The sequence below is a fragment of the Pseudomonas weihenstephanensis genome (assembly GCF_016812185.1).
In the GTDB taxonomy this organism is placed as follows: domain Bacteria; phylum Pseudomonadota; class Gammaproteobacteria; order Pseudomonadales; family Pseudomonadaceae; genus Aquipseudomonas; species Aquipseudomonas weihenstephanensis.
Genome location: NZ_JAAEBV010000002.1, coordinates 567542 through 593510, shown reverse-complemented (window position 1 = coordinate 593510; position 25969 = coordinate 567542). Strand labels below are relative to the sequence as shown.

Genomic DNA, 25969 nt, shown 5'->3' with positions numbered 1-25969 from the left:
GGCATTGAGCGAAGAAAACACGTACGACTCAACGAGCATTAAAGTGCTGAAAGGCCTTGATGCCGTACGCAAACGTCCCGGTATGTACATTGGTGACACCGACGATGGCAGCGGTCTGCACCACATGGTGTTCGAAGTAGTCGACAACTCCATCGACGAAGCGCTGGCTGGCCATTGCGACGACATCACCATCACCATCCACCCGGATGAATCCATCACCGTGCGCGATAACGGTCGTGGCATCCCGGTAGACGTGCATAAAGAAGAAGGCGTTTCCGCAGCTGAGGTCATCATGACCGTGCTGCACGCCGGCGGTAAGTTCGATGACAACTCCTACAAAGTATCCGGCGGTCTGCACGGTGTAGGTGTTTCGGTGGTAAACGCCCTGTCTGAGCTGTTGGTTCTGACAGTGCGCCGTAGCGGCAAAATCTGGGAACAGACTTACGTACACGGTGTTCCTCAGGCACCGATGGCAATTGTGGGCGAAAGCGAAACCACGGGGACCCAGATCCACTTCAAGCCATCGGCAGAGACGTTCAAGAACATCCACTTCAGCTGGGACATCCTGGCCAAGCGGATTCGTGAACTGTCCTTCCTTAACTCCGGTGTAGGCATCGTCCTCAAGGATGAGCGCAGCGGCAAGGAAGAGCTGTTCAAGTACGAAGGCGGTCTGCGCGCATTCGTGGATTACCTGAACACCAACAAGACCCCGGTCAACGAAGTCTTCCACTTCAATGTTCAGCGTGAAGACGGCATTGGCGTTGAAATCGCCTTGCAGTGGAACGACAGCTTCAACGAGAACCTGTTGTGCTTCACCAACAACATTCCGCAGCGCGATGGCGGCACCCACTTGGTGGGTTTCCGCTCGGCACTGACGCGTAACCTCAACACCTACATCGAAGCTGAAGGCCTGGCCAAAAAGCACAAAGTTGCCACCACCGGTGATGACGCGCGTGAAGGCTTGACCGCAATCATCTCGGTAAAAGTGCCAGACCCTAAGTTCAGCTCTCAAACCAAAGACAAGCTGGTGTCTTCTGAAGTGAAGACCGCAGTGGAACAGGAAATGGGCAAGTTCTTCTCTGACTTCCTGTTGGAGCACCCGAACGAAGCCAAGCTGATTGTCGGCAAGATGATTGACGCGGCCCGTGCCCGTGAAGCTGCCCGTAAAGCCCGTGAGATGACTCGCCGTAAAGGCGCGTTGGATATCGCCGGTTTGCCAGGCAAGCTGGCCGACTGCCAGGAAAAAGACCCGGCACTGTCCGAACTGTACCTGGTGGAAGGTGACTCTGCTGGCGGCTCCGCCAAGCAGGGACGTAACCGCCGTACCCAAGCGATCCTGCCGTTGAAAGGCAAGATCCTTAACGTTGAAAAAGCGCGTTTCGACAAGATGATCTCTTCGCAAGAAGTCGGCACCTTGATCACTGCGCTGGGCTGCGGCATTGGCCGCGACGAATACAACATCGACAAGCTGCGCTATCACAACATCATCATCATGACCGATGCTGACGTCGACGGTTCGCACATCCGTACCCTGCTGCTGACCTTCTTCTTCCGTCAGTTGCCAGAGCTGATCGAGCGTGGCTACATCTACATCGCTCAGCCGCCGCTGTACAAAGTGAAAAAGGGCAAGCAAGAGCAATACATCAAAGACGACGAGGCCATGGAAGAGTACATGACCCAGTCGGCGCTTGAAGACGCCAGCCTGCACTTGAACGAAGAAGCCCCGGGCATCTCCGGTGAGGCGTTGGAACGCCTGGTTTACGACTTCCGCATGGTGATGAAAACCCTCAAGCGTTTGTCGCGCCTGTACCCGCAAGAGCTGACCGAGCACTTCATCTACCTGCCAGCCGTGAGCCTTGAGCAGTTGGGCGACCACGCGGCCATGCAAGACTGGATGAGCAAGTACGAAGCCCGTCTGCGTCTGGTCGAGAAGTCGGGCCTGGTGTACAAAGCCAGCCTGCGTGAAGACCGTGAGCGTAACGTCTGGTTGCCAGAGGTCGAATTGATCTCCCACGGCCACTCGACCTTCATCACATTCAACCGCGACTTCTTCGGCAGCAACGATTACAAAACCGTTGTGACACTGGGCGCTCAACTGAGCACTCTGTTGGACGAGGGCGCGTACATTCAGCGCGGTGAGCGTAAAAAGGCCGTGACTGAGTTCAAAGAAGCACTGGACTGGTTGATGGCCGAAAGCACCAAGCGCCACACCATCCAGCGCTACAAAGGTCTGGGTGAAATGAACCCGGATCAACTTTGGGAAACCACCATGGACCCAAGCGTGCGTCGCATGCTGAAAGTCACCATTGAAGACGCGATCGGTGCAGATCAGATCTTCAACACCTTGATGGGCGACGCCGTTGAACCACGTCGTGAGTTCATCGAGAGCAACGCACTGGCAGTGTCCAACCTGGACTTCTGATGCGGGTGTAATGCGCAATAAAAAGGCCAACGCTCAGCGTTGGCCTTTTTTTATGCGCGATCGATACAGGCGATCAGAACTGCCAGCTCAGATTCAAACCCATGCCATGCGCCTTTTCTTTGTTGCTTAATTGCCCGTTGTAATCCAGCTCCAGGCGCGTAGCTTTACCCAGTGCCATGCCCACTCGAGCGCCCACCACGGCTGCATCGCGTGCCAATGAAACGCTTTGCACGCTAAACGCGGTACTGCCCGCCACGAAGCTCAAATCCTGATCCGAATGCACGGCGTTCAGGTTGTGCTGCCACCCTAAACTCCCCGCCACGTCCAGCTGTTGATCACGGCCTAATGTGAGGGTTTTTGCGGCCCGTAAGCCCAAGGTCGAGAGCACCGCTTCGCGATTATCACGACGACCTTGCAGAGCCGCTGCCCCACCCTTTTCATGGAAGCTGTCGCTGCCCACATGCACGTACGTCAGGTTGGCGAAGGGTTCCAGCGCCAGTGTGTGCATCTCGACGCGATAGGCGGCTTCGGTAAACACTTGCGCGGTTTGGGCGTCGCGTTTGGTTTTCTGTTTGGCGTCGATGTCTGCGAATTGCACCTCGCGTTTTATATCGATGCGGTTCCAGCTGTAAGAACCCCCAACGCTCAAGCGCAGCGCGTCAATTTCATGCCCCAGATATGCACCCAGGTGATAGCTGTCGGTGGAGGCTGTTGAATGCGTGCCGTCCCCCATGTTCAGGCCGCTGTGGCTATAACCGGTGAACACACCCAGGCGTGTCGCATCGCTTATTAAACCGTCCGCGCCCACCAACATCCCGCCCAAAGAGGTGGTGTAGTTGGCGTTGGCTGAACCTGAGTTGGTTTTACCCCACGCCCCGAGGGCTTTGACCCACACGTTGTTTTGCCCTGCTACTTCTGGGCTGGCGCTGTATAAGTCGTGCTGGCGAAGACGATCACCCACGGCATCGCGAAGATGACGGGTGTCGTTGATCAATTGCGTAGCAATCGCGGGATGTATTTCACCGCTCAATTGCTGATAGGCCTGACGCGCACGGGCCACCGAAGGTGACAGCAAAACGCCTTCGTAGACGGCGTTGCCTGCGTTTAAGCCTTCAGCCGCTTGTGCCACGGCGCGTTGATTGGCGGTCAACGCGACGCTGGCAAAGGAGGTTGCATTGCGCTCGATACCCAACTGCACTGCCGTGGCGGAGTAATCGAGTTGCCCGCCGATAAACAGATAATTGGGCAACACGTCGCCAAATTGGCCGTCAATTCCGCCGGCCGCTTGCAGGATGTCGAACTGTTGCCCCAACAGACTTTGGGTTTGCTGGCGGCTTAGCAGCGCGGGGTTATTTTCCAGCGCCAGTGTCACGGTGCCGCCCTTGAGTGTGGCTTTGCCGCCCGCCACGATCCGGTCGCTTTGGGTAGGGGATAACTCCACGGCGTAGGTCGAGCCTGATTCAAACGTTATGTCGCCCGCCACGTTCAGCGTACCGATGGAATTGCCCGGTGCCACAGTGCCGCCGTGGGTCGCCGTGAGCGCCGCGACCTGACCACTGCCGCCCAGGGTGCCGCCAGCGTTCACCGTCACGGCCGAGCTGAGCGAACCATTGATGGCCAGCAGGCCCTGATTGACCGCTGTCGGGCCGCTGTAGGTGTTGGTACCCGTCAACACCAGCGTGCCGAGACCGAGTTTGGTCAGCCCGCCGTGCCCGCTAATATCGTTGCGCCATACATCACGCCCACAACTGATGTCGGTACAACGTCGTTCTGTGGGTTTACCCGCATCGATGAGGGCGCCCACGCCGGGCAAGTCCGCCACAAACTGGCCGTTGCCATAAGCCCCTTCAACCCGCAAGGGTTGTGGAATATCGGCATCGGCAATCAACATGCTCGGGCCGTCGATGGCTTTGTGCAGGTTGATCATGCCCCAGCCATACAACTCGTCGACGCCCGGCGCACCCAGGTCAGTCGCTGTGGATTTCAGCACGCCTGCGATCTGCGCACCGGTCATGTAGGGGAAGCGCTCCATCAACACGGCCGCACTGCCCGCCACATGGGGCGCCGCCATTGAGGTGCCGCTCTTGTTGCCATAACCGACGGTCATGTTTTCCAGCGTGGTGCCTTCAATGATTGCGCTGTAAATAGTGCTACCCGGTGCTGACACACAAAAACTCGCCGCATACCCGCAGCGGGACGAGAACTTGCTCAGGGTGTAAGGCGTTGTACTGTTGCTATCCGGGTTTTGCTGCAAGCTGGCGACGGTGATCCAGTTCGGCGCGATGTCCGGTACAAAGTGCGCCAGCCCTGCAATCGCGTCGGGGTTGTTCAGGTTGTAGTCATTGCCAGCGGCGAAAATAGTCACGATACCGCTGCGCGCAGATTCGATAGCACCGCGGTAAGCGCCCCCTGCTTTAGTGTCCAGCAATGGCAGGATTTGATCGAACTGAGCTTGCGCGTCGTTCATCGTGAAATGCGGGTAAGCCGGATTGCTGCCACCGAGGTTGAATTTATCGGTGATGCCAATGCCCCAGCTGTTGTTGATGATCCGTGCTCCGCTGGCCGCCAGTGCATCCCACCCGGCCTTGTACACCGCACCGTCATTGCCGCGAATAATGCCGTCTTCGGGGCCGGGGTCGCCGTTGTCCGCCATGATGATCTGCGCGCCATACGCCACACCATGCATGGGGCCACCGTCTCTGTCACCGGCGGCAATGCCGCCGACGTGGGTGCCGTGCGAGCCCAGTTTGCCATTGGAGCCGGCGGACGGGCTGCCATCGTAAATAAACGCGTCACCGGCTTTGACCCGAATGTAGGGGTCGGTGTATTCGCGAATCCCTGTAGTCACCACGGTGACCACTTTGTTCGGGCTACTGAATTCGGGGTGTTGGGCGTACACCGGCTGGTCGAAGATCCCGAGTTTGACGCCTTTACCGCTGTAACCTGCCGCGTAAGCGTCTTGCGCGTTGATGGCGCCCAACCCCCAGTCGGCCTTGAATTCAGGGCTGCGCCAGCTGTCAGGCTGCCCGCCCCTCCCTGCTTCTATATAAGGTGCGGCTTGCGCCTGGCCTAGCAGGCTCAGGGTCGCCAGCCCCAGGCTCACTGAAAGCGCACGCTTGCTAAACGGTAGTGCGCGTTTTTCTTGCACAGGCAGACGCTGCCCACGTAGTGATTCCATGCCGGTAACCTTCCTTGGTGGATTGCTGATTAGCCCTGCGCCTTGAGGCACAGGGAGGGATGAACGTTGGGGCATCAGAACTGCCAATTCAGGCTCAAGCCCACTCCGTGGCTTTTCTCCTGAGTGGCCAGTTGGCCGCTGTAATCCAGATTGATCCGCAGATCGCGATTGATCGCCAGGCTCGCCTGCGCGCCCACCAGTGCGGCGTTGCGCACCAGAGGCGAGCTTTCAATCGCAAAGGAGGGGCCACCCGAAGCGAAACGCAGATGCGCGTCTGAATCGACCGAGCTGAGGGCATGCTGCCAGCCCACACTGCCCGCCAGCTCCAGCGGCTGGGCGGCGATATGCACGGTTTTCAGCGCCCTCAGGCCCACGGTGCTAAGCACGGCATCGCGCTGGTCCTGGCTGGCTTTGAGCGCGGCGGCGTCACCTTTTTCGGTAAAGCCGTCACTGTTCAAATGGATGTACGCCAGATTGACGAACGGTTCCAGGCCCAGTGCGGGTACGTTCATGCGATAAGCCGCTTCGGTAAACAGCTGCACGGTTTGCGCGTCGCGTTTGGTTTTTTGTTTGGCGCTGTTGTCGTTGTAGTGCAAGTCGCGCTTCACATCGGCGCGATGCCAGCTGTAGGTGGCTGCGCCGCTCAACCGCACGGCGCCCAGTGTATGGCCGAGGTAGGTGCCCACGTGGTAACTGTCCACCGTCGCCCGCGAATGCGTACCCGCGCCCATGTTCAGCGAGCTGTCGCTGTAACCGCCCAGCACACCCAATCGGGTGTCGTCGTCGAGTGCCCCATCAACACCCGCCAGCAGGCCGCCAATCGAGGTGGTGTAATCAGCCGTGTCGTGGCGGCTGTCGGTTTTGCCCCATGCCCCAAGCGCTTTGATCCACACGTTAGGTGCTGTTGGCGGAGCATTGCGGGTGCCTGCCTGGTTGAGGCGTTCGCCTACCGCGTCGCGCAATTGGCGGTTGTCGTTGATCAGCATCGTGCCCAGTGCCGGGTAAATTTCACCGGATAACTGTTGAAACGCGCTTTGCGCCACTGCGATGGAAGGCGCGCTCAGCACGCTCTCATACACCGCATTGCCAGCACCGAGTTGTTCACTGGCCGCCGCCACGGCCCGCTGATTGGGCGTCGCCGCGACGTGGGCAAAGGGGGTGGCGTTACGCTCGATGTCCAGTTGCACGGCCGTGGCCGAGTAATCGAGGCTAGCGCCGATGAACAGGTAATGAGGTACAACGCTGGCGAATTGCCCTTGCACCCCGCCTGCGGCTTGCAGGATTTGATACTGACGGCCGAGCATGCTGCGTGCTTGTGGCTGGGTCAGGACGTCAGGGTTGTTTTCCAGCGCCAGCGTCACAACACCGCCATTGAGCACGGCTTCGCCACTCACGAGCAGGCGGTCACTGTGGGCTGTGGATAACTCCACGGCATAGGTTGAACCTTGTTCGAAGGTCACATTGCCGTCGACCTGCAAGGTGCCAATCGAGTTGCCCGGAGCCACGGTAGCCCCCGCGTTGGCAATCAATCCGCCAACACGGCCCGTTCCGCCGAGTGAACCGCTGTTGTTAACCGTCACCCTCGACGCCAGCGAACCGTTGACGTTGAGCCTGCCGCCATTGACGGTGGTGGCGCCGCGATACGTGTTGGTGCCATTCAACGTCAGGCTGCCTGCGCCGGACTTGATCAAGCTGCCGTGATATTCACGTTGTGCGCCAGCCGCATCGCGGGCCATGCCAATCGCATAGTCGGTGTGCTCTTGCTGACTGGCGTTGCTCGCCAGGCCGTGAGTCCAGCCCTTGTCGATCAGAGTTTGTTGCCAGGCTTGGTGCTCAGCAGCGTCTTCTTTCTGGCGTGCCGCCAAGGCGGTATCTGACAGGTTGTTACTCCATACATCCTGTTGCCCGGGCGCCAACTGCACATCGAAGGTGCCGAGTAACTGGCCCGGCCCTTTCATTGCCCGGTCCAGATCGGGCACACCCCAGCCCACACGGGTTGTGGGCGTGTCGGTGATCGAACCGTCCAGTTGCGTCGAGGTCGTTAATAGCACCTCCAGGGCTTGCTGATTATTCAGATATGGATAGCGCTCCATGACCAACGCCAAGGCGCCAGTAGCATGGGGGGCAGACATCGACGTACCGGATTTAACCCCGTAGCCGTCACCGGGAATGGTGCTGTTGATCAGCGCGCCGGGCGTGGCAATGCACCAATATTTGGCGATGCCACATTGGTTATATTTTTGCTGATTGTTTTTATCCAGCCCCGACACGGCCAGCCAGTGCCCTTCCAGGTCGGGCTGAAAATACGGCAGTGCGGAGCGCACGCTGGCATTGGCCACCCCACTGTTACCGGCGCTGAACACGTTAATCACGCCACGGCGCGACACATCGGCCGCAGCATCCAGCCATGTGTTCTGGTTGTAGTGCTGTGCATAGGCGGCGTGCAGGCCGTCGAGGGTTTGGTAGTTCACGTCTTTGGGCTGGCTGCCCCAACTGTTGTTGATGGCGCGTACCCCGGCATCGGCGAGCGCGTTATAAGCGGCCTTGAAATACAGGGCGTCAGGCTTGGGGCCAAACAGAAAGCTGTCGTTTTGATTGGTATTGGCTACATACAGATCGGCATTAAAGGCGACCCCGTGCATGCCGACGCCATCGCGGGCGGCGGCAATGGTGCCCGTGACGTGAGTGCCGTGGGAGTCGTTACGCGGGTTGAGCTGGCCGCTGACTGAAAACGGTGTGCCGTCTGCGGATTGACCGTTGGCCGTCACGGCATGAAAACGTGCGGCTTCGGGATGGCTGGCGTCAAAACCGGAGTCCATCACCCCAATCTTGACCCCGGCGCCGGTGATGCCTGCGGCGTAAGCGGCATCGGCTGACAGACGCTTGAGGCCCCAATCCTGTTGGTACTCTGCTGAGCGCCAACTGGCGACATCGCCGAGCGTACCCTGTTCTTGATACTGCGCACGGGCGGGGGTTGAAAGCAGTACCAGCAGGCTGGCGCACAGCATAGGCGCGGCGCTGCCACGACGAACGTCCTTGTTCATAAAAGCTCACTTTTTATCGTTATAAGAGCGTGGGCTTCTATAGCGAAGACCCGATTGAAGGGCATGACTGTAGAACAGGCATCAGGCCTCTGCCGGAATTAACCGCAAGCTGTGGGCTGTTTCGCGTTTTTACCCGAAACCCCAAAAATTACGACGGCCAGGTCATCGGACGCAGCCTTCGGCAGCGGTTAAGGGTTCACGGTGCGAGCAGGAGGGTTTGTTCGGCTGTGCATAACGCCAGCAAAAAATCCCACACCACGCGTAACCTCACCGACTTGTGCAACTCGCGCCGAGTGCTAATCCAGTAGCTGCGTTGCACGGACTCCTGTGGCAAAACCCGCACCAGTTCGCTGTCGTGGCGGGCCATGTAATTGGGCAGCACTGCGATGCCTAATCCGGCACGCGCTGCTTGCTGCTGGGCGATCACGCTGGTACTGCGAAATGTCACGGTCGGCGTGCGACAGAAGGTGTTGAGAAATAACAACTCCTGGCTGAACAACAGATCATCGACGTAGCCAATCCAGTGGTGATGCGCCAGATCATCGCGGTGGTTGAGCGGCGGTGCCTGCTCCAGATAGGCGGGGCTGGCGTAAAGCGCGAGGGTGTAATCGGTGAGTTTGCGCGTGATCAACAGGTCGGCGTTGGGCCGCTCCAGATGAATACTGATTTCGGCCTCACGGTTGAGGATGCTGACAAACCGTGGCACCGCGACCAATTCCACTTCCAGCCCCGGATAGCGCTCAAACAAACCGCGCAGGCGTGAGGTGATGAACATGATGCCAATGCCTTCGGTGACGCCCAGACGGATCTTGCCCAGCGGCGTCATGGCCTGGGTGATTTCTTCCTGGGCCAGCAGGGCAACGTTTTCCATCGCTTCGGCATGTTTGAGCAGCGCCTGCCCGGCGGGGGTCAGTTCATACCCCTGTGCATGCTGCACAAACAATGCGGCCCCCAAGTGCCGCTCGATGCTGTCAATGTGCCGCGCCACCGTGCTGTGGGTGGTGTTCATGCGTTTGGCGGCGGTCAGCAAGCGTCCGCTGCGGTGTAACTCCAGAAAGTAGCGCAGGTCATTCCAGTCGAACATGGTCATCCCCGAGTGCGGCGTATGGGCCAACTGTGCAAAAACGCACAGGCCGTGGGCAAAATCGCGCGTTTTCATCTCGAAATTAATCAATACGATGGTGTAGGACAATAAAAATAAAGACCGGTGCGAGGTGCTTCATGCCATCAGCCACTCAGGTATACGACTACATCATCGTGGGCGCGGGCCCTGCGGGTTCTGTGCTGGCGAACCGGCTGTCGGCCAATCCTGCCCACAAGGTGCTGCTGCTCGAAGCGGGCGGGCAAGACAACTACCCCTGGATTCATATTCCGGTGGGTTACCTGTATTGCATTGGCAACCCGCGCACCGACTGGTGCTTCAAAACCGAGGCACAGGCCGGGTTGCAAGGGCGCCGCTTGAGCTATCCGCGCGGCAAGGTGTTGGGTGGCAGCTCGTCGATCAACGGCATGATCTACATGCGCGGGCAGGCGGGTGATTACGACCGCTGGGCTGAGCAGGGCAATCCGGGCTGGGCCTGGAAAGACGTACTGCCCCTGTTCAAGCGCAGTGAAAAACACTGCGATGGCAACGCGGATCTGCATGGCGGTGACGGTGAGTGGCGGGTGGAGCAACAGCGTTATTCATGGCCCATTCTCGATGCGTTCCGGGAAGCCGCGGCGCAAAGCGGCATTCCCACCGTGGGCGATTTCAACACCGGCGACAATCAGGGCTGTGGATACTTTCAGGTCAATCAGCGCGCAGGTGTGCGCTGGAATGCCTCCAAAGCCTTTTTACGGCCTATCCTCAAGCGTCCAAATCTGACCGTTCTGACCGATGTGCAGGTCAACAAAGTGCTACTGACCGCAGGTCGCGCCACCCATGTACGCGCCCGTTGGCAAGGCTGCGAGCATGACATTCAAGCCCAACGCGAAATCATCCTGTGCGCCGGCGCCATTGGTTCGCCTGGCATTTTGCAGCGTTCGGGGATTGGCCCGCGCCCACTGCTGGAAAGCCTGGGCATCAAGGTCGAGCACGAACTGCCTGGGGTGGGCGGCAACCTGCAAGATCACCTGCAACTGCGTCTGATCTTCAAACTGAGCAATGCGCGCACCCTCAACCAAGTGGCCAATAGCCTGTGGGGCAAGTTAGGCATGGGCCTGCGTTACGCCTACGATCGCAGCGGTCCGCTGGCGATGGCGCCCAGCCAATTGGGGGCGTTTGTAAAGTCAGACCCTGCGCAACCGTCCGCCAATTTGCAGTACCACGTGCAGCCTTTATCGCTGGAACGCTTTGGCGAGCCTTTGCACCGTTTCCCTGCGTTTACCGCATCGGTGTGTAACCTGCGGCCCAAGAGCCGGGGCCGCGTGGATATTCGGTCAGCCAACCCGGACGATGCGCCGCTGATCGACCCTAATTACCTGAGCCACCCTGACGATTTAAAGGTCGCGGCAGATGCCATTCGCCTGACCCGTAACATCGTGGCCAGCCCTGCCCTGCAAGGCTTCAGCCCCGAGGAGTACCTGCCAGGCAAAGACCTGCAAACCGAGCAACAGCTGTACGAAGCCGCCGCTCGTATAGGTACGACGATTTTTCACCCGGTGGGCACTTGCCGTATGGGCCAGGACACTCAGGCGGTGGTCGATGCTGAGCTACGCGTCCACGGCGTGCCGGGTTTACGGGTGGCGGACGCCTCGATCATGCCGGATATCGTGTCAGGCAATACCTGTTCACCCACCTTGATGATTGGCGAAAAAGCCGCGCAATTGATCTTCGACACCCCGTTTCAGGCAGTAGAAACACCCGTAGAACGGTTTCGCGCAGCAGCAATACCGGTCGCCTGAAGGCGGTCGTGGTTTCGGTCGCAGTCATCCGGAACCGACAGTGGACAACAACAATAATCACTGTGGCCCCAAGGGCCGAGGGCATTGAAAATGTCAGACTCCATCGCACAAACTGCCAGCGTCGCGAAAGCGCCGACAGGTCGTGAAGAACGAAAAATCATTTTTGCGTCATCCCTCGGGACTGTTTTCGAGTGGTATGACTTTTTCTTGTATGGCGCCCTGGCCACCGTCCTGAGCAAACAGTTCTTTGCCGGGGTAAACGACACCACCGCGTTCATTTTTGCCTTGATGGCCTTTGCGGCGGGTTTTTTGGTCAGGCCGTTCGGGGCGTTGGTGTTTGGTCGGTTAGGCGACATGATCGGGCGAAAATACACCTTCCTGATGACCATCATTCTGATGGGCTTATCGACCTTTGCTGTGGGCTTGCTGCCGACCTACACCAGCATCGGCATTGCCGCACCGATCATGCTGGTGCTGTTGCGCATGCTTCAGGGGCTGGCGCTGGGCGGTGAATATGGTGGCGCCGCCACCTACGTCGCAGAACACGCGGCGCCCGGCAAACGCGGTTTTAACACCAGCTGGATTCAATCCACCGCTACCTTGGGCTTGTTGCTGTCGTTGTTGGTGGTGCTGGGCTGCCGTTACCTGACGGGCGACCAGTTTGAAGTGTGGGGCTGGCGCCTGCCGTTCCTGCTCTCCATCGTGCTGCTGGGCATCTCGACCTGGATCCGCTTGAGCATGCACGAGTCGCCCGCCTTCGTGAAAATGAAGGCCGAAGGCAAAGGCAGCAAATCGCCGATCCGCGAGTCGTTCGGCAAATGGGAAAACCTCAAGATCGTGCTGATCGCGCTGTTTGGCATCAACGCGGGGCAAGCGGTGACCTTCTACACCGCGCAATTCTACGTGCTGTTCTTCCTGACGCAGATGCTCAAGATGGACCCGGCGCAGGCCAATACCCTCTTGATTATCAGCGTGGTGATGGGTGCACCGTTCTTTATCTTCTTTGGCTGGCTGTCAGACCGTGTGGGGCGTAAACCGATTCTGATGCTGGGCTTGCTGCTGGCCACCGTGCTGTACTTCCCGTTATTCAAAGCACTGAGCTATTACGCCAACCCGCAAATCGACACCGCGAGTCGCCAATCGCCAATCGTGGTAATGGCCGACCCGTCCACCTGCACCTTCCAGTTTGACCCCGTCGGCAAGGCGCGCTTTGACAGCCCCTGCGATAAAGTCAAAACCTTCTTGGTCAAGCAAGGGTTGCCCTACACCTCGGTGGCGGCAGCGCCCGGCACCCTGGTTGAAGTGTCAGTGGGTGAGCAAAAAATCACCGGCTTTGACGAAGCGGCCATGCGCGCGGCGATCACCGACGCAGGCTATCCGGCCAAGGCGGACCCGAGTGCCGTAAACCAACCGATGGTGGTGCTGGTGATGGTGCTGCTGACCCTGATCGCGACCATGACCTACGGCCCGCTGGCGGCGGTGATGGTGGAGCTGTTCCCTACCCGTATTCGCTACACCTCCATGTCACTGCCGTATCACATCGGTAATGGCTGGTTTGGTGGCTTCTTGCCGACCGTGTCGTTTGCGCTGGTGGTGTACACCGGGGACATCTTTTACGGGCTGTGGTACCCGGTGGTGATCACCGGTGTCAGCCTGGTGGTGGGAGTGCTGTGCCTCAAAGAAACCCGCAACGTGGATATCGATAAGGTTTGAGACTGCGCGCTATTGCGCTCTCCCCTCAGCCCGCGCCTACAGAGGATACTGGCACAAAAAAACCGGCTAATTAGCCGGTTTTTTTCTGCTTAGAAAAACTTATGCACGTTTTTCGCTAAAAAGTCATACCGAGAAATAAGTATTTAAATCATTGGGTTACGACTGTTTTTTGCAAGAAATCCAAAACTTGTGCACACGTTATCCACAATTCGCACTAACCCAGTGCGACATCCGCTGGCGCTGCAACCGGTGGCAGTGATCCCATGTCGCGCTGCGTCTGTTCGTTCCAGGCTTGCACCCGCTCATTGAGCTCGGCAATCGCCCGTGGGCCCGTGCCGTTGGCGTACATCGGCGCGCCAATCACCACTTCAATCGTGCCAGGCTTTTTCGCCCAGCCGGTTTTAGGCCAGTATTTGCCTGCGTTGTGCGCAATCGGCAAGACCGGCAGCTCAGCGTTGACCGCCAATGCGGTGCCCCCGCGCGAAAACTTGCCCACCGTGCCAAACGGCACACGGGTGCCTTCGGGAAAGATCAGCACCCAAATGTTGTCCTTGAGCAGCTCGTCACCCTTCTTGGCGATGTGCTTGAGCGCCGCTTTCGGGTTGTCACGGTCGATGGCAATCGGGCGCAGCATGGCCATCGCCCAGCCAAAGAACGGCACATACAGCAGTTCGCGCTTGAGCACCTGGCTCAACGGCTGAAAGTAGGCCGAGAGAAAAAACGTCTCCCAGGTACTTTGGTGGTTGGCCAGAATCACGCACGGACGCTTCGGAATATTTTCGGCGCCCTTCACTTCAACGTGAATGTTCAAAAACACCCGCGTCAGCCACAGTGCGCAGCGGCACCAGTACACGTTGATAAAGCGATAACGCGCACGAAACGGCAGAAAAGGGGCGACAAAAAAGCTCAGCGAGCACCACAGCAGCGAACTGGTGCCCAGCAGCAGGTAAAAGAAAAAAGTTCTGATGGCCTGCAAGATCGACATAGAGGCTTTTACCGTTGCGGATAACGCATTCGTGAACAGGCCTGGGCAACGGATGTCAGCAGGTGTTCAAAAATGCCTTATGTGTGGATAAGTTGTGCGGCAACTGCCGCCAGATCGTCAAAAATCAGGGTAGTAGCCGGTAGATTTTTTTCGAACGTTTTTTCGCCTTTTCCGGTTTTCACCAAAACAGGCTGTGAACCGACGGCCTCTGCGGCCTGCAAGTCACCCAAACTGTCACCCACAAACCAACATTCACGTAAATCAGTACCGTAATGCTCGGCAATCGTGCGCAACATGCCCGGTTTGGGTTTGCGACAGGCACAGCCCTCATCAGGGCCGTGCGGGCAATACACTATCAGGCCGACCTCGCCACCCTGCTGCGCCACCAATGCCCGCAAACGGGCGTGCATGGCGTCCAGCGTGGCGATGTCGTAGTAGCCGCGCGCAATACCGGACTGGTTGGTGGCAATCGCCACCGTCCAGCCGGCCTTGCTCAACTGCGCGATGGCCTCGATCGCACCGGGGAGTGGCAACCACTCCTCGACAGACTTGATGTAAGCGTCGGAGTCGTGATTGATCACGCCGTCCCGATCAAGAATCAGCAGTTTCACGGCAGCCCCTTAGCCCAGCAGCGAAATGTCGGCTACGCCGAGGAACAGACCGCGCAAACGCGCCAGCAATGCGTAGCGGTTAGCCCGCACGTTGGCATCTTCGGCGTTGATCATCACCGCTTCAAAGAAGGCATCCACCGGTTCGCGCAAGGCGGCCAGGCGGGTGAGCGCTTCGTTGTACTGACGGGCAGCGGCCATCGGTTGTACCGCTTCGTCAGCCTTTTGAATGGCCGAGTACAGCGAGAACTCGCTGGCGTTGTCGAAGAACTTGGCTTCGACGTGGGTCGAGACCTTGCCGTCTACCTTGCTCAGCAGGTTCGACACGCGCTTGTTGACGGCGGCCAGGGCTGCGGCTTCCGGCAATTGACGGAAGGCTTGAACGGCTTGCACGCGCTGATCGAAGTCCAGCGCCGAGGTTGGCTGCAACGCACGTACCGACAGGTAAGTGGCCACGTCCACGCCTTCGTCTTCATAACGCGCTCGCAGGCGGTCGAAGATGAACTCCAGCACTTGATCCGCCAGCCCGGCCGACTTGATCTTGGCGCCGAAGGCGGTCACCGCGAAATTCACGGCTTTAGTCAGGTCGAGGTCGAGTTTTTTGTCGATCAGGATGCGCAAGATACCCAGCGCTGCACGGCGCAGTGCGTACGGGTCTTTGCTGCCGGTGGGCAGCATGCCGATGCCGAAAATACCGACCAGCGTGTCGAGTTTGTCAGCAATGGCCACCGCGGCACCGGTCAGGGTGCCCGGCAATTCAGCGCCTGCACCGCGCGGCATGTATTGCTCGTTCAGCGCCAGTGCGACGTCTTCAGGCTCGCCGTCGTTGAGGGCGTAGTAGTAACCGGCAATGCCTTGCATCTCCGGGAACTCGCCGACCATTTCGGTCGCCAGGTCGCACTTGGACAGCAAGCCTGCACGGGCTGCGCGCTGTGCGTCGCCGCCGATGCGCGGGGCAATGAATGCGGCAAGTTTGGACACGCGCTCAGCTTTGTCGAACACGCTGCCCAGTTGGGCCTGGAACACCACGTTTTGCAGGCGCAGGTTGAAGCTTTCGAGTGTCTGCTTCTTGTCTTGCTTGAAGAAGAACTCGGCATCGGTCAGACGCGGGCGCACCACTTTCTCGTTACCCGAGATGATTTGCTGCGCGTCTTTGCTCTCGATGTTGGCCACGGTGATAAAGCGCGGCAGCAACTTGCCGTCCACGTCCAGCAGGCAGAAGTACTTCTGGTTGTCCTGCATGGTGGTGATCAGGGCTTCTTGCGGTACATCGAGGAAGCGCTCTTCGAACGAGCACACCAGCGGCACCGGCCATTCAACCAGCGACGTGACTTCGTCGAGCAGGCTTGGCGGCACGATGGCTGTCCCTTCCTGCATCGTCGCCAGTTCGGCCACGCGCTTGGAAATCAGTTCACGACGCTCGTAAAAGTCGGCCAGCACGTAGGCTTTGCGCAAGTCTTCGAGGTAGTTGGCTGGCGCGCTGATGCGTACGTTTTCGGGGTGATGGAAGCGGTGACCGCGAGAATCACGACCGGCTTTTTGCGCAAGAATCGTGCAATCGACCACGTCGTCGCCCAGCAGCATGACCAGCCATTGGGTTGGACGTACGAACTCTTCTTTACGGGCGCCCCAGCGCATGCGTTTGGGGATTGGCAAATCGTTGAGCGAGTCTTCAACGATGGTTGGCAGCAGGCTGGCGGTCGGCTTGCCGACAATGACCTGGCTGAAACGCAGTTTTGGACCGCTCTGATCGATTTCGCTCAGGTCAACGCCACACTTCTTGGCAAAACCAAGGGCGGCTTGAGTCGGGTTGCCCTCAGCGTCGAACGCCGCCTGACGGGGCGGGCCGTCGATGTTGATGCTGCGATCCGGCTGCTGGGTGTCGAGCTGGGTCAGCAGCACGGCCAGACGACGCGGCGCGGCGTAGACTTTTTTGGCGGTGAAGTTCAGGCCAGCGCTTTGCAGGCCTTTTTCAATCCCGGCGAGGAACGCTTCAGCCAGGGTATTGAGGGCTTTTGGCGGCAGTTCTTCAGTGCCCAGTTCAACCAGAAAATCTTGAGCACTCATTGTGCAGCCTCCAACTTAGCCAACACTTCATCACGCAAATCAGGGGGTGCCATCGGGAAGCCCAGCTTGGCGCGTGCTTCGAGATACGCCTGCGCCACGGCACGGGCCAGGGTACGCACACGCAAGATGTACTGCTGACGGGCCGTTACCGAAATAGCCCGGCGCGCATCCAGCAGGTTGAAGGTGTGGGACGCCTTGAGCACCATTTCGTAGCTCGGCAATGGCAGCGGCTGGTCGAGTTCGATCAGGCGCTTGGCTTCGCTTTCGTAGAAATCGAACAGCTCGAACAGTTTGTCGACGTTGGCGTGTTCGAAGTTGTAAGTCGATTGCTCGACTTCGTTCTGGTGGAACACGTCGCCGTAGGTCACTTTGCCGAACGGGCCGTCAGTCCAGACCAAGTCGTAGACAGAATCGACGCCTTGCAGGTACATCGCCAGGCGCTCAAGGCCGTAAGTGATTTCGCCCGTCACCGGATAGCACTCGATGCCGCCCACTTGCTGGAAGTAGGTGAACTGGGTGACTTCCATGCCGTTAAGCCAGATTTCCCAGCCCAGACCCCAGGCGCCCAGTGTTGGCGACTCCCAGTTGTCTTCAACGAAACGGATGTCGTGCACCAGCGGGTCGAGGCCGATGTGCTTCAGCGAGCCCAGGTACAGCTCCTGGAAATTAGGCGGATTTGGCTTCAATACCACCTGGAACTGGTAGTAGTGCTGCAAACGGTTCGGGTTTTCGCCGTAGCGGCCGTCAGTCGGGCGACGACTGGGCTGCACATAAGCGGCGTTCCACGTTTCTGGGCCCAGAGAGCGCAAAAAAGTAGCGGTATGGAATGTGCCGGCGCCCACTTCCATATCGTAGGGCTGAAGCACCACACAACCTTGCTCGGCCCAGTATTGCTGGAGGGCGAGGATCAAGTCTTGGAAGGTACGCACTGCTGGCGTAGGCTGGCTCACAAATTCACCTGTTTCTTGGGCTGCGATTTAAAGAGCGGGAGTATACCCGATTCGGTCGCGCCTCTACCTCTTGGAGCCTGTATGGCACGTTGTTTCTGGTGTTCGGATGACCCTTTGTACGCGGCCTATCATGATCAAGAGTGGGGCGTGCCGTTGCGCGATGCGCACGGGTTGTTCGAGTTGTTATTGCTCGAAGGGTTCCAGGCCGGTTTGTCATGGATCACGGTTTTAAAAAAACGCGAGCACTATCGCAAGGTCATGTTTGGCTTTGATGTGCAGCGTTTGGCCGCCATGACGGACGCCGAGATAGAGGTCTTGCTGCAAGATCCGGGGATTATCCGCAACCGCCTGAAAGTGGTGGGCGCCAGGCGCAATGCCCACGCCTGGCTGGCGCTGGACAACCCGGTGGAGTTTTTGTGGTCGTTCGTGGGCGGCCAGCCGAAGATCAATCACTTCACTGAACGCCATGAATTCCCGGCGGTTACACCCCAGGCTGAAGCCATGAGCAAGGGCCTTAAAAAAGCCGGATTTACCTTCGTTGGCCCGACTATTTGTTACGCGTTCATGCAGGCAAGCGGCATGGTCATGGACCACGCCACCACCTGTGACCGCTACGCGCAGCTGGTCAACGGCGGTTAGAATACGGGCCAATTGCATTGACTGTAGTCGCTGGCGAAGGCTGCGATAAGGCTATAAGGGCCTTCAATAGCGAGGTTGTTGGGCAACTGATCGCCACCTCGTACTTCGCCTGCGACTACAAAGCCGTTTGTTTTGAATGGGAAAACCCTGTGGAAAAGTTTAAAGGCGCCCTGCTGGTCGGGGCTTTGCGGTTATTTGCCATGCTCCCGTGGGGCGCGGTGCAACGCGTGGGCTCGGCCATTGGCTGGCTGATGTGGAAACTGCCGAATCGCTCACGCGATGTGGTGCGCATCAATCTGGCCAAATGCTTCCCTGAAATGGACCCGGTTGCCCGTGAGCAACTGGTCGGCCAAAGCCTCAAAGACATCGGCAAAAGCCTGACCGAAAGCGCCTGCGCCTGGATCTGGCCGGCTCAACGCTCGATCGATCTGGTGCGTGAGGTTGAAGGCCTGGACGTGCTCAAGGATGCTTTGGCGTCAGGCAAGGGCGTGGTTGGCATCACCAGCCACTTGGGCAACTGGGAAGTGCTCAACCATTTCTATTGCAGCCAGTGCAAGCCGATCATTTTCTATCGCCCGCCAAAACTCAAAGCGGTAGACGAGTTGCTGCAAAAGCAGCGTGTTCAGTTGGGCAACCGCGTCGCGGCATCGACCAAAGAAGGCATCCTGAGTGTCATCAAAGAGGTGCGCAAAGGTGGTCAGGTGGGTATTCCGGCAGACCCGGAGCCAGCAGAGTCGGCGGGTATTTTTGTACCGTTCCTGGGCACCATGGCCCTGACCAGCAAATTTGTACCGAACATGCTGGCGGGCGGTAAAGCGGTCGGGGTGTTCCTGCACGCGCTGCGCCTGCCGGATGGCTCGGGCTTCAAGGTGATTCTGCAAGCCGCGCCTGAAGAAATGTACAGCACCGACACGGCCACTTCGTGCGCGGCCATGAGCAAGGTGGTCGAAAAATATGTGCGCGCTTACCCCAGCCAGTACATGTGGAGCATGAAGCGCTTCAAAAAGCGTCCGCCAGGCGAGGCGCGCTGGTACTGATAACCGTGCAGGCTGCGATCTTTCCAGATCAGAACATCGCAGCCTGCGTTAACGCCCACCGGACCGTGTCAGGGCTGCTGTTTATCCAGCTTCTTCAAAAACACGCTCATTTCTTTTTCGGCCTGTTTGTCGCCATGGGCCTGCGCGGCCGCAGTGCCCTGCTCCCATGCGGTGCGCGCCGCCGCTCGATCCCCGGCCGCCAAATACGCCTTGCCCAATAACTTCCAGGCCGCCGAGTACTTGGGGTCAAAACCTACGCAGCGTTGCAGATGCTCTGCCGCCTTGAGGTTATCCCCGAGGTCGAGATACCCCTTGCCCAAGCCAAAGCGCAGCAGTGAGTTATCCACACCCTTGGCCAGCATTTTTTCCAGTGATTCCAGCATCCGTCCGGCTCCTTAGAAAAAGCTCAGTCCTACATGGAACAGCTTCTCAACGTCGCGAATATGCTTTTTATCCACCAGGAACAAAATCACATGGTCGCCCGCATTGATGACGGTGGCGTCGTGGGCAATCAGCACTTCTTCGTCACGAATGATCGCGCCAATGGTGGTGCCCGGTGGCAGGTGAATCTCGCCGATACGGCGGCCAATCACCTTGCTCGACTTTGAGTCGCCGTGGGCAATCGCCTCAATGGCTTCGGCCGCACCCCGACGCAATGAGTGCACGCTGACGATATCGCCGCGTCGCACGTGCGCCAGCAAGGTGCCGATGGTGGCCAACTGCGGGCTGATGGCGATGTCGATCTCGCCGCCTTGAATCAAGTCAACGTAGGCCGGGTTGTTGATGATGGTCATCACCTTCTTGGCCCCCAGACGCTTGGCCAGCAGCGAGGACATGATGTTGGCTTCGTCGTCGTTGGTCAGGGCCAGAAACAGGTCGGCGTCGGCGATGTTTTCTTCCAGCATCAAATCGCGGTCCGACGCGCTGCCTTGCAGCACCACGGTACTGTCGAGGGTGTCCGACAGGTAGCGGCAGCGGGCGGCGCTCATCTCGATGATCTTGACCTGATAACGGCTTTCAATGGCTTCGGCCAGCCGCTCGCCGATTTGCCCGCCACCAGCGATCACGATGCGTTTGTAGCTTTCATCCAACCGGCGCATTTCACTCATCACGGCGCGAATGTTGGCGCGTGCGGCGATGAAAAAGACTTCGTCATCGGCCTCGATCACCGTGTCGCCCCGTGGGGTAATCGGGCGATCACGTCGGAAAATCGCAGCAACACGCGTGTCCACATTCGGCATGTGTTCGCGCAACTGGCGCAGTTGCTGACCAATCAACGGGCCGCCGTAGTACGCCTTGACCGCCACCAACTGCGCTTTGCCTTCGGCGAAGTCGATCACCTGCAAGGCACCGGGGTGTTCGATCAGGCGCTTGATGTAGTTGGTCACCACTTGCTCGGGGCTGATCAACACGTCGACCGGAATTGCGTCGTTGTCGAACAGCTCGTTGCCCCGGCTTAAGTAGGCCGATTCACGCACCCGGGCAATTTTGGTCGGGGTGTGAAACAGCGAGTACGCCACTTGGCAGGCAACCATGTTGGTCTCGTCGCTGTTGGTCACCGCCACCAGCATGTCGGCATCGTCGGCACCGGCCTGACGCAGCACATTGGGCAACGAGGCGCGGCCCTGAATGGTACGAATGTCGAGACGGTCGCCGAGGTCACGCAGGCGTTCGCCGTCGGTATCGACCACGGTGATGTCGTTGGCTTCGCTGGCCAGATGCTCTGCCAATGTGCCGCCGACCTGACCCGCGCCGAGGATGATGATTTTCATGCCGTCATTTCCTGTTCTCGATTAGCCGCGCGCGGCTGCGATCTTGATCAACTTGGCGTAATAGAAGCCATCATGCCCGCCTTGCTGGGCCAGCAACTGGCGCCCGTGCGGCTGCTTGAGGCCGAACTGCCCGGCGATGTCCAGCTCACGCGCACCCGGTGTACGGGCCAGGAAAGCTTCAATCACTTCGGTGTTTTCGGTCGGCAACGTCGAGCACGTGGCGTAGAGCAGGATGCCACCGACGTCCAGCGTCGGCCACATTGCGTCGAGCAACTCGCCTTGCAGGGTCGCCAAAGCGGCGATGTCGTCAGGTTGGCGTGTCAGTTTTATGTCTGGATGGCGTCGGATAACGCCTGTCGCCGAGCAAGGCGCGTCGAGCAAGATGCGCTGGAACGGCTTTCCGTCCCACCAGATAGCGGTATCGCGGCCGTCGGCTGCGATCAATTCTGCACTCAGGCCCAGACGCTCCAGATTTTCGCGCACACGCACCAGGCGCTTGGCTTCCAGGTCTACTGCCACCACGCCAGCCAGTTTGGGTTCGACTTCAAGGATGTGGCAGGTTTTACCGCCCGGCGCGCAGCAGGCGTCGAGCACGCGTTGGCCGGGTGCCAGGTCGAGCAGGTCGGCCGCCAATTGCGCGGCTTCGTCCTGCACGCTGATCCAGCCTTCGGCAAAGCCGGGCAGGTTGCGCACGTCGCAGGCTTCGGCCAGCACGATGCCGTCCTGGCTGAAGGTGCACGGTTGCGCTTCAATGCCGGCTTCGATCAGCAATTGCAGGTACGCATCGCGGCTGTGATGACGGCGATTGACCCGCAGAATCATCGGCGGATGGGCGTTGTTGGCCGCGCAGATGGCTTCCCACTGCTCAGGCCAGAAGGCTTTCAGCGATTTTTGCAGCCAGCGCGGGTGCGCCGTGCGCACTACCGGGTCGTGCTCCAGCTCGGCCAGCAAGGCTTCGCTTTCCCGCTGCGCATTGCGCAACACGGCGTTGAGCAGCGCTTTGGCCCACGGTTTTTTCAGTTTGTCGGCGCAGCCTACGGTTTCGCCGATGGCGGCGTGGGCAGGAATACGGGTGTAGAGCAGTTGGTACAAACCGACCAGCAGCAGCGCCTCAACGTCCGCATCGGCGGCCTTGAACGGTTTTTGCAGCAATTTGTTGGCCAGCGCGGACAAGCGCGGTTGCCAGCGTGCCGTACCGAAGGCGAGGTCCTGGGTCAGGCCGCGGTCGCGGGCCTCGACCTTGTCCAGTTGCAACGGCAGTGAGCTGTTAAGCGAGGCTTTGCCGTTGAGCACGGCGGTCAGTGCCTTGGCGGCGGCCAGACGCGGGTTCATTGAGCGGTTTCCGTTGCGCCGAGGAGGGTGCTGATGGCGAATTTCTCACGACGGCTGTTGAAAAAGTCGCTGAAGTTCAGCGCCTTGCCACCGGGTAATTGCAGGCGGGTCAGCGCGAGTGCGCCATCGCCGCAACCAACGATCAGGCCTGTTTTTCTGGCTTCAAGGATTTCGCCAGGCTTACCGACAGCGTCGAAAGGCAACAGGCTGGCCGCGAGCACTTTCATGGCTTCGCCCTTCAACGTGGTGTGGCAAATGGGCCACGGGTTGAACGCACGAATCTGACGCTCCAGTTCGCTGGCCGGGCGGGTCCAGTCGATACGGGCTTCGTCCTTGTTCAGCTTGTGGGCGTAAGTCGCGAGGCTGTCGTCTTGTACTTCGCCCTGCAACGTACCGGCCGCCAGCCCGGCGATGGCTTCAATCACCGCAGGCGGGCCTAGCTCGGCCAGACGGTCGTGCAGGCTGCCGCCGGTGTCTTCAGAGGTGATTGGGGTTTTTACCTTGAGCAGCATTGGCCCGGTGTCGAGCCCGGCTTCCATGCGCATCACGGTCACGCCGCTTTCACCGTCGCCCGCTTCGATGGCGCGCTGGATCGGTGCCGCGCCCCGCCAGCGTGGCAGCAAGGAAGCGTGGCTGTTGATGCAGCCCAGGCGCGGAATATCCAGTACCACTTGCGGCAGGATCAATCCGTAGGCCACGACCACCATCAAGTCCGGTTTGAGCGCGGCCAGTTCGGCTTGCGCGTCAGGTGCTCGCAGAGTCGGCGGCTGCATCACGGGAATGTTGTGTTCCAGCGCGAGTTGTTTGACCGGGCTTGGCATCAGCTTTTGCCCGCGCCCGGCCGGACGGTCCGGCTGGGTGTAAACCGCGACGATCTCGTAAGGCGTGTTTAGCAGCGCCTTGAGGTGTTCAGCGGCAAATTCTGGGGTGCCAGCAAAGACGATGCGCAGTGGCTCAGTCATGGGGTTCTCACTTGGAATGGGGGGGAGGCGGCAAATACACACCTGGATGACTGGCGAATAACCCCGAAGGCTGCGAACGTAAGCATTTAAAAGCTCGCAGCCAGCGCCTGCAACGAGGCCTGGAAACCCGGGGTCAGGCCGCGTGTGCCCGTTAAAGGTCGATCAAGTGTTCTGGCGGTGCAGCTTTTCCAGCTTCTTCTTGATCCGGTCACGCTTGAGATTAGACAGGTAATCGACAAACAGCTTGCCGTTGAGGTGATCGCATTCGTGCTGGATACACACGGCCAGCAGGCCTTCAGCGATCATTTCGAACGGTTTGCCGTCGCGGTCCAGCGCATTGATTTTGACGCGCTGCGGGCGATCAACGTTTTCATAGAATCCCGGTACCGACAGGCAACCTTCTTGATACTGGTCCATCTCGTCGGTCAGGGTTTCGAATTGCGGGTTGATGAACACCATTGGCGCGCTGCGATCTTCGCTCAGGTCCATGACCACGATGCGCTTGTGCACATTGACCTGGCTGGCGGCCAGGCCAATGCCCGGTGCTTCGTACATGGTTTCAAACATGTCATCGATCAACTGACGCACTTCGTCGTCCACAACCTCCACGGGCTTGGCGATGGTGCGCAGTCGCGAGTCTGGGAATTCGAGGATATTTAGGATGGCCATAGGCGTAATTGCTGCACTGTATGAAAGATTGATAACGGTTGTCAGGTGGTCCTGAGGACTCGGGCAACCTGTGCAAAACGTCTCTTCCAGAGAGAACCCGCTCGGGTTCAGGCGTTTTACGCGAAGAAACATAATAAAGGGATTCATCCGCGGATGAAACGACTAGCTGCCGGGCTGCATGGCGCGCGCGCCGTGCTGGCCGCTGCTTGCAGCACTTTGAAACCACCCCGTGGCACCTACTGTGTCAGCAGATATGACATGTGTGGCGGCGTTCTGTCCCCCGCTTTTGGGCTTGGAAACTCAGGCCCCGCCTGCGTTAGATGTGAGTCGGATGCTTACAGGGCCTGAGTTTTATTGCCCACTTCCTGGCGATTCTGCCAAGTGGCCATTGGCCCCTTCCCTGCCTGGCTGAATCGTTCAACTAAGGTGGGGTGTGCCCGCTGTTTTTCAAGTGAATGAGCAGGCTCAACCGTCGCGATTGCGGCGATTGCCCAACAACTTGTTAACAGAGTTATCCACAGCTTGTTCATTGCGTAATGCTGCTGAAACCGATCAAGGATGATCCTATGTCGCTGTCTGATTGTTCCCGTATTTCCCCTGCTGAGCTCGAAGCCCGACTGCGCTTGCATGGCTTGCCCGAGCTTGGCCCTCGGCGTTACTCCACGCTTTTCAGTGCCTTTGGTTCGGCCAGTTCGGCGCTCAGCGCACCGGCCAGTGCGTGGCGTGCTTTGGGGCTGCCAGCGGTGTGCGCCGAGGCTCGGCGCAGCGCCGTAGTTCGCGACGGTGCAAGCGCTGCATTGCGCTGGCTTGAGGGCTGCAAGCACCATGTGCTGCTGCATGATCAGTGCGATTACCCGGCGTTATTGTCTGAACTCAACGATGCGCCGCCGCTGTTATTCGTGGCGGGCGAGCCGTCTATTCTGGAAAAACCGCAGTTGGCGATGGTCGGTAGCCGACGCGCTTCACGGCCCGCTCTGGACACCGCCACGGCCTTTTCTCGCGCATTGGCGGGTGCCGGTTTTGTGATCACCAGTGGCTTGGCGTTGGGCATAGATGGCGCGGCGCATCAGGCTGCACTGGACGTCGGCGGGCAAACAATTGGCGTGTTGGGCACCGGGTTGCAAAAACTTTATCCACAGCGCCATCACGCGCTGGCCGACGCAATGATTGCCAGCGGCAGTGCAGTGGTTTCTGAGTTCCCGCTGGACGCCGGACCGCTACCGGGCAATTTCCCGCGGCGCAACCGCATCATCAGCGGTTTATCGCTCGGCGTGCTGGTGGTGGAAGCCAGTGTGGCCAGCGGCTCGCTGATCACGGCCAGGCTGGCGGCCGAACAAGGGCGTGAGGTGTACGCCATACCCGGCTCGATCCACCACCCCGGTGCGCGGGGTTGCCATCAATTGATCCGCGATGGGGCTACGCTGGTGGAAACAGTCGAACACATTCTGGAAGGGTTACACGGCTGGCGCTCCATGCCCTTATCGACAGGTGGAATGTTTACGCCAAGCTGTCATCCGCTCGTGCAATTGTTGCAGGCATCGCCTTACACCAGCGAAGGACTGGCCAGTGCCAGTGGCTGGGAATTACCCGCGCTGCTGGCCGCCCTGACCGAGCTGGAACTGGAGGGCCATGTGGTGCTGGAGGCCGGGCGTTGGTTTGCTCGCGCCAGCTAAGTACACTTGCGCACAGCACACATCTGGAGACATTC

The 25969-nt window shown here is 59.1% G+C and carries 18 protein-coding genes; 6 read left to right on the top strand and 12 right to left on the bottom strand.

What is annotated here, in order from left to right; translation table 11 throughout:
- Nucleotides 1-4 precede the first annotated feature (4 nt).
- Nucleotides 5-2422, top strand: coding sequence for a DNA topoisomerase (ATP-hydrolyzing) subunit B (gyrB, locus tag GYN01_RS10165; protein WP_048402142.1), 2418 nt, complete (start codon nucleotides 5-7; stop codon nucleotides 2420-2422).
- 73 nt (nucleotides 2423-2495) lie between these two features.
- On the opposite strand, the gene GYN01_RS10160 is transcribed toward gyrB, so the two are convergent.
- From GYN01_RS10160 to GYN01_RS10150, 3 genes are all read right to left on the bottom strand, one after another.
- The gene (locus GYN01_RS10160; protein ID WP_203306973.1) at nucleotides 2496-5600 is read right to left on the bottom strand and encodes an autotransporter serine protease; all 3105 of its coding nucleotides are present in this window, start codon (nucleotides 5598-5600) and stop codon (nucleotides 2496-2498) included.
- Between the two features lie 74 nt (nucleotides 5601-5674).
- Nucleotides 5675-8608, bottom strand: coding sequence for an autotransporter serine peptidase EprS (eprS, locus tag GYN01_RS10155; RefSeq protein WP_420850405.1), 2934 nt, complete (start codon nucleotides 8606-8608; stop codon nucleotides 5675-5677).
- Between the two features lie 232 nt (nucleotides 8609-8840).
- Nucleotides 8841-9728, bottom strand: a complete 888-nt coding sequence (locus GYN01_RS10150) for a LysR family transcriptional regulator (RefSeq protein WP_048364276.1) — start codon at nucleotides 9726-9728, stop codon at nucleotides 8841-8843.
- 137 nt (nucleotides 9729-9865) lie between these two features.
- On the opposite strand from GYN01_RS10150, the gene GYN01_RS10145 reads away from it, so the two are divergent.
- Nucleotides 9866-11527, top strand: coding sequence for a GMC family oxidoreductase (locus GYN01_RS10145; protein WP_203306971.1), 1662 nt, complete (start codon nucleotides 9866-9868; stop codon nucleotides 11525-11527).
- 90 nt (nucleotides 11528-11617) lie between these two features.
- On the top strand, nucleotides 11618-13240 hold the full coding sequence (locus GYN01_RS10140; protein ID WP_048363778.1) for an MFS transporter: 1623 nt from the start codon (nucleotides 11618-11620) through the stop codon (nucleotides 13238-13240).
- Nucleotides 13241-13454: 214 nt separating this feature from the next.
- Here the strand turns inward: GYN01_RS10140 and GYN01_RS10135 are convergent, their stop codons facing one another.
- The 4 genes from GYN01_RS10135 to glyQ all read right to left on the bottom strand — a co-directional run bounded on the left by GYN01_RS10135 (nucleotide 13455) and on the right by glyQ (nucleotide 17850).
- Nucleotides 13455-14225 carry a lysophospholipid acyltransferase family protein gene (locus GYN01_RS10135; RefSeq protein WP_048363779.1) on the bottom strand — a complete coding sequence of 257 codons (771 nt, stop codon included), beginning with the start codon at nucleotides 14223-14225 and terminating at the stop codon, nucleotides 13455-13457.
- 77 nt (nucleotides 14226-14302) lie between these two features.
- On the bottom strand, nucleotides 14303-14836 hold the full coding sequence (gene gmhB, locus GYN01_RS10130) for a D-glycero-beta-D-manno-heptose 1,7-bisphosphate 7-phosphatase (RefSeq protein WP_048402122.1): 534 nt from the start codon (nucleotides 14834-14836) through the stop codon (nucleotides 14303-14305).
- Nucleotides 14837-14845: 9 nt separating this feature from the next.
- Nucleotides 14846-16900, bottom strand: a complete 2055-nt coding sequence (gene glyS, locus GYN01_RS10125) for a glycine--tRNA ligase subunit beta (protein WP_203306970.1) — start codon at nucleotides 16898-16900, stop codon at nucleotides 14846-14848.
- Nucleotides 16897-17850 (bottom strand): glycine--tRNA ligase subunit alpha, encoded by a 954-nt coding sequence (glyQ, locus tag GYN01_RS10120; protein WP_019828634.1) that lies wholly within the window; start codon nucleotides 17848-17850, stop codon nucleotides 16897-16899. Before glyQ ends, glyS begins: the two co-directional genes overlap by 4 nt.
- Before the next feature lie 81 nt (nucleotides 17851-17931).
- Between glyQ and GYN01_RS10115 the strand changes: the two genes are divergently transcribed.
- On the top strand, nucleotides 17932-18489 hold the full coding sequence (locus tag GYN01_RS10115; RefSeq protein WP_048363782.1) for a DNA-3-methyladenine glycosylase I: 558 nt from the start codon (nucleotides 17932-17934) through the stop codon (nucleotides 18487-18489).
- A gap of 149 nt (nucleotides 18490-18638) precedes the next feature.
- Complete coding sequence (locus GYN01_RS10110) at nucleotides 18639-19526, top strand: lysophospholipid acyltransferase (protein WP_048364277.1); 888 nt, start codon at nucleotides 18639-18641, stop codon at nucleotides 19524-19526.
- Between the two features lie 68 nt (nucleotides 19527-19594).
- Here GYN01_RS10110 and GYN01_RS10105 read toward each other — a convergent pair whose 3' ends face one another.
- The 5 genes from GYN01_RS10105 to def form a co-directional block, all read right to left on the bottom strand.
- On the bottom strand, nucleotides 19595-19909 hold the full coding sequence (locus tag GYN01_RS10105) for a tetratricopeptide repeat protein (protein WP_203302112.1): 315 nt from the start codon (nucleotides 19907-19909) through the stop codon (nucleotides 19595-19597).
- A 12-nt stretch (nucleotides 19910-19921) separates the two neighbouring features.
- The gene (gene trkA / locus GYN01_RS10100; protein WP_048363784.1) at nucleotides 19922-21298 is read right to left on the bottom strand and encodes a Trk system potassium transporter TrkA; all 1377 of its coding nucleotides are present in this window, start codon (nucleotides 21296-21298) and stop codon (nucleotides 19922-19924) included.
- A gap of 21 nt (nucleotides 21299-21319) precedes the next feature.
- The gene (gene rsmB, locus GYN01_RS10095; RefSeq protein ID WP_203306969.1) at nucleotides 21320-22630 is read right to left on the bottom strand and encodes a 16S rRNA (cytosine(967)-C(5))-methyltransferase RsmB; all 1311 of its coding nucleotides are present in this window, start codon (nucleotides 22628-22630) and stop codon (nucleotides 21320-21322) included.
- Nucleotides 22627-23592 carry a methionyl-tRNA formyltransferase gene (fmt, locus tag GYN01_RS10090; protein ID WP_048402119.1) on the bottom strand — a complete coding sequence of 322 codons (966 nt, stop codon included), beginning with the start codon at nucleotides 23590-23592 and terminating at the stop codon, nucleotides 22627-22629. The genes rsmB and fmt overlap by 4 nt, the downstream gene beginning before the upstream one ends.
- Before the next feature lie 162 nt (nucleotides 23593-23754).
- On the bottom strand, nucleotides 23755-24261 hold the full coding sequence (def, locus tag GYN01_RS10085; RefSeq protein WP_048363787.1) for a peptide deformylase: 507 nt from the start codon (nucleotides 24259-24261) through the stop codon (nucleotides 23755-23757).
- A gap of 566 nt (nucleotides 24262-24827) precedes the next feature.
- Between def and dprA the strand changes: the two genes are divergently transcribed.
- Nucleotides 24828-25934, top strand: coding sequence for a DNA-processing protein DprA (gene dprA / locus GYN01_RS10080; protein WP_203306968.1), 1107 nt, complete (start codon nucleotides 24828-24830; stop codon nucleotides 25932-25934).
- Nucleotides 25935-25969: the final 35 nt, after the last annotated feature.

What these genes read in the sequence shown, in the direction of transcription:
- GYN01_RS10160 (WP_203306973.1), bottom strand. Translation starts at nt 5,600, where the DNA reads ATGGAATCACTACGTGGGCAGCGTCTGCCTGTGCAAGAAAAACGCGCA.
- eprS (WP_420850405.1), bottom strand. Translation starts at nt 8,608, where the DNA reads ATGCTGTGCGCCAGCCTGCTGGTACTGCTTTCAACCCCCGCCCGTGCG.
- GYN01_RS10150 (WP_048364276.1), bottom strand. Translation starts at nt 9,728, where the DNA reads ATGTTCGACTGGAATGACCTGCGCTACTTTCTGGAGTTACACCGCAGC.
- GYN01_RS10145 (WP_203306971.1), top strand. Translation starts at nt 9,866, where the DNA reads ATGCCATCAGCCACTCAGGTATACGACTACATCATCGTGGGCGCGGGC.
- GYN01_RS10140 (WP_048363778.1), top strand. Translation starts at nt 11,618, where the DNA reads ATGTCAGACTCCATCGCACAAACTGCCAGCGTCGCGAAAGCGCCGACA.
- GYN01_RS10135 (WP_048363779.1), bottom strand. Translation starts at nt 14,225, where the DNA reads ATGTCGATCTTGCAGGCCATCAGAACTTTTTTCTTTTACCTGCTGCTG.
- glyS (WP_203306970.1), bottom strand. Translation starts at nt 16,900, where the DNA reads ATGAGTGCTCAAGATTTTCTGGTTGAACTGGGCACTGAAGAACTGCCG.
- GYN01_RS10115 (WP_048363782.1), top strand. Translation starts at nt 17,932, where the DNA reads ATGGCACGTTGTTTCTGGTGTTCGGATGACCCTTTGTACGCGGCCTAT.
- GYN01_RS10105 (WP_203302112.1), bottom strand. Translation starts at nt 19,909, where the DNA reads ATGCTGGAATCACTGGAAAAAATGCTGGCCAAGGGTGTGGATAACTCA.
- trkA (WP_048363784.1), bottom strand. Translation starts at nt 21,298, where the DNA reads ATGAAAATCATCATCCTCGGCGCGGGTCAGGTCGGCGGCACATTGGCA.
- rsmB (WP_203306969.1), bottom strand. Translation starts at nt 22,630, where the DNA reads ATGAACCCGCGTCTGGCCGCCGCCAAGGCACTGACCGCCGTGCTCAAC.
- fmt (WP_048402119.1), bottom strand. Translation starts at nt 23,592, where the DNA reads ATGACTGAGCCACTGCGCATCGTCTTTGCTGGCACCCCAGAATTTGCC.
- def (WP_048363787.1), bottom strand. Translation starts at nt 24,261, where the DNA reads ATGGCCATCCTAAATATCCTCGAATTCCCAGACTCGCGACTGCGCACC.
- dprA (WP_203306968.1), top strand. Translation starts at nt 24,828, where the DNA reads ATGTCGCTGTCTGATTGTTCCCGTATTTCCCCTGCTGAGCTCGAAGCC.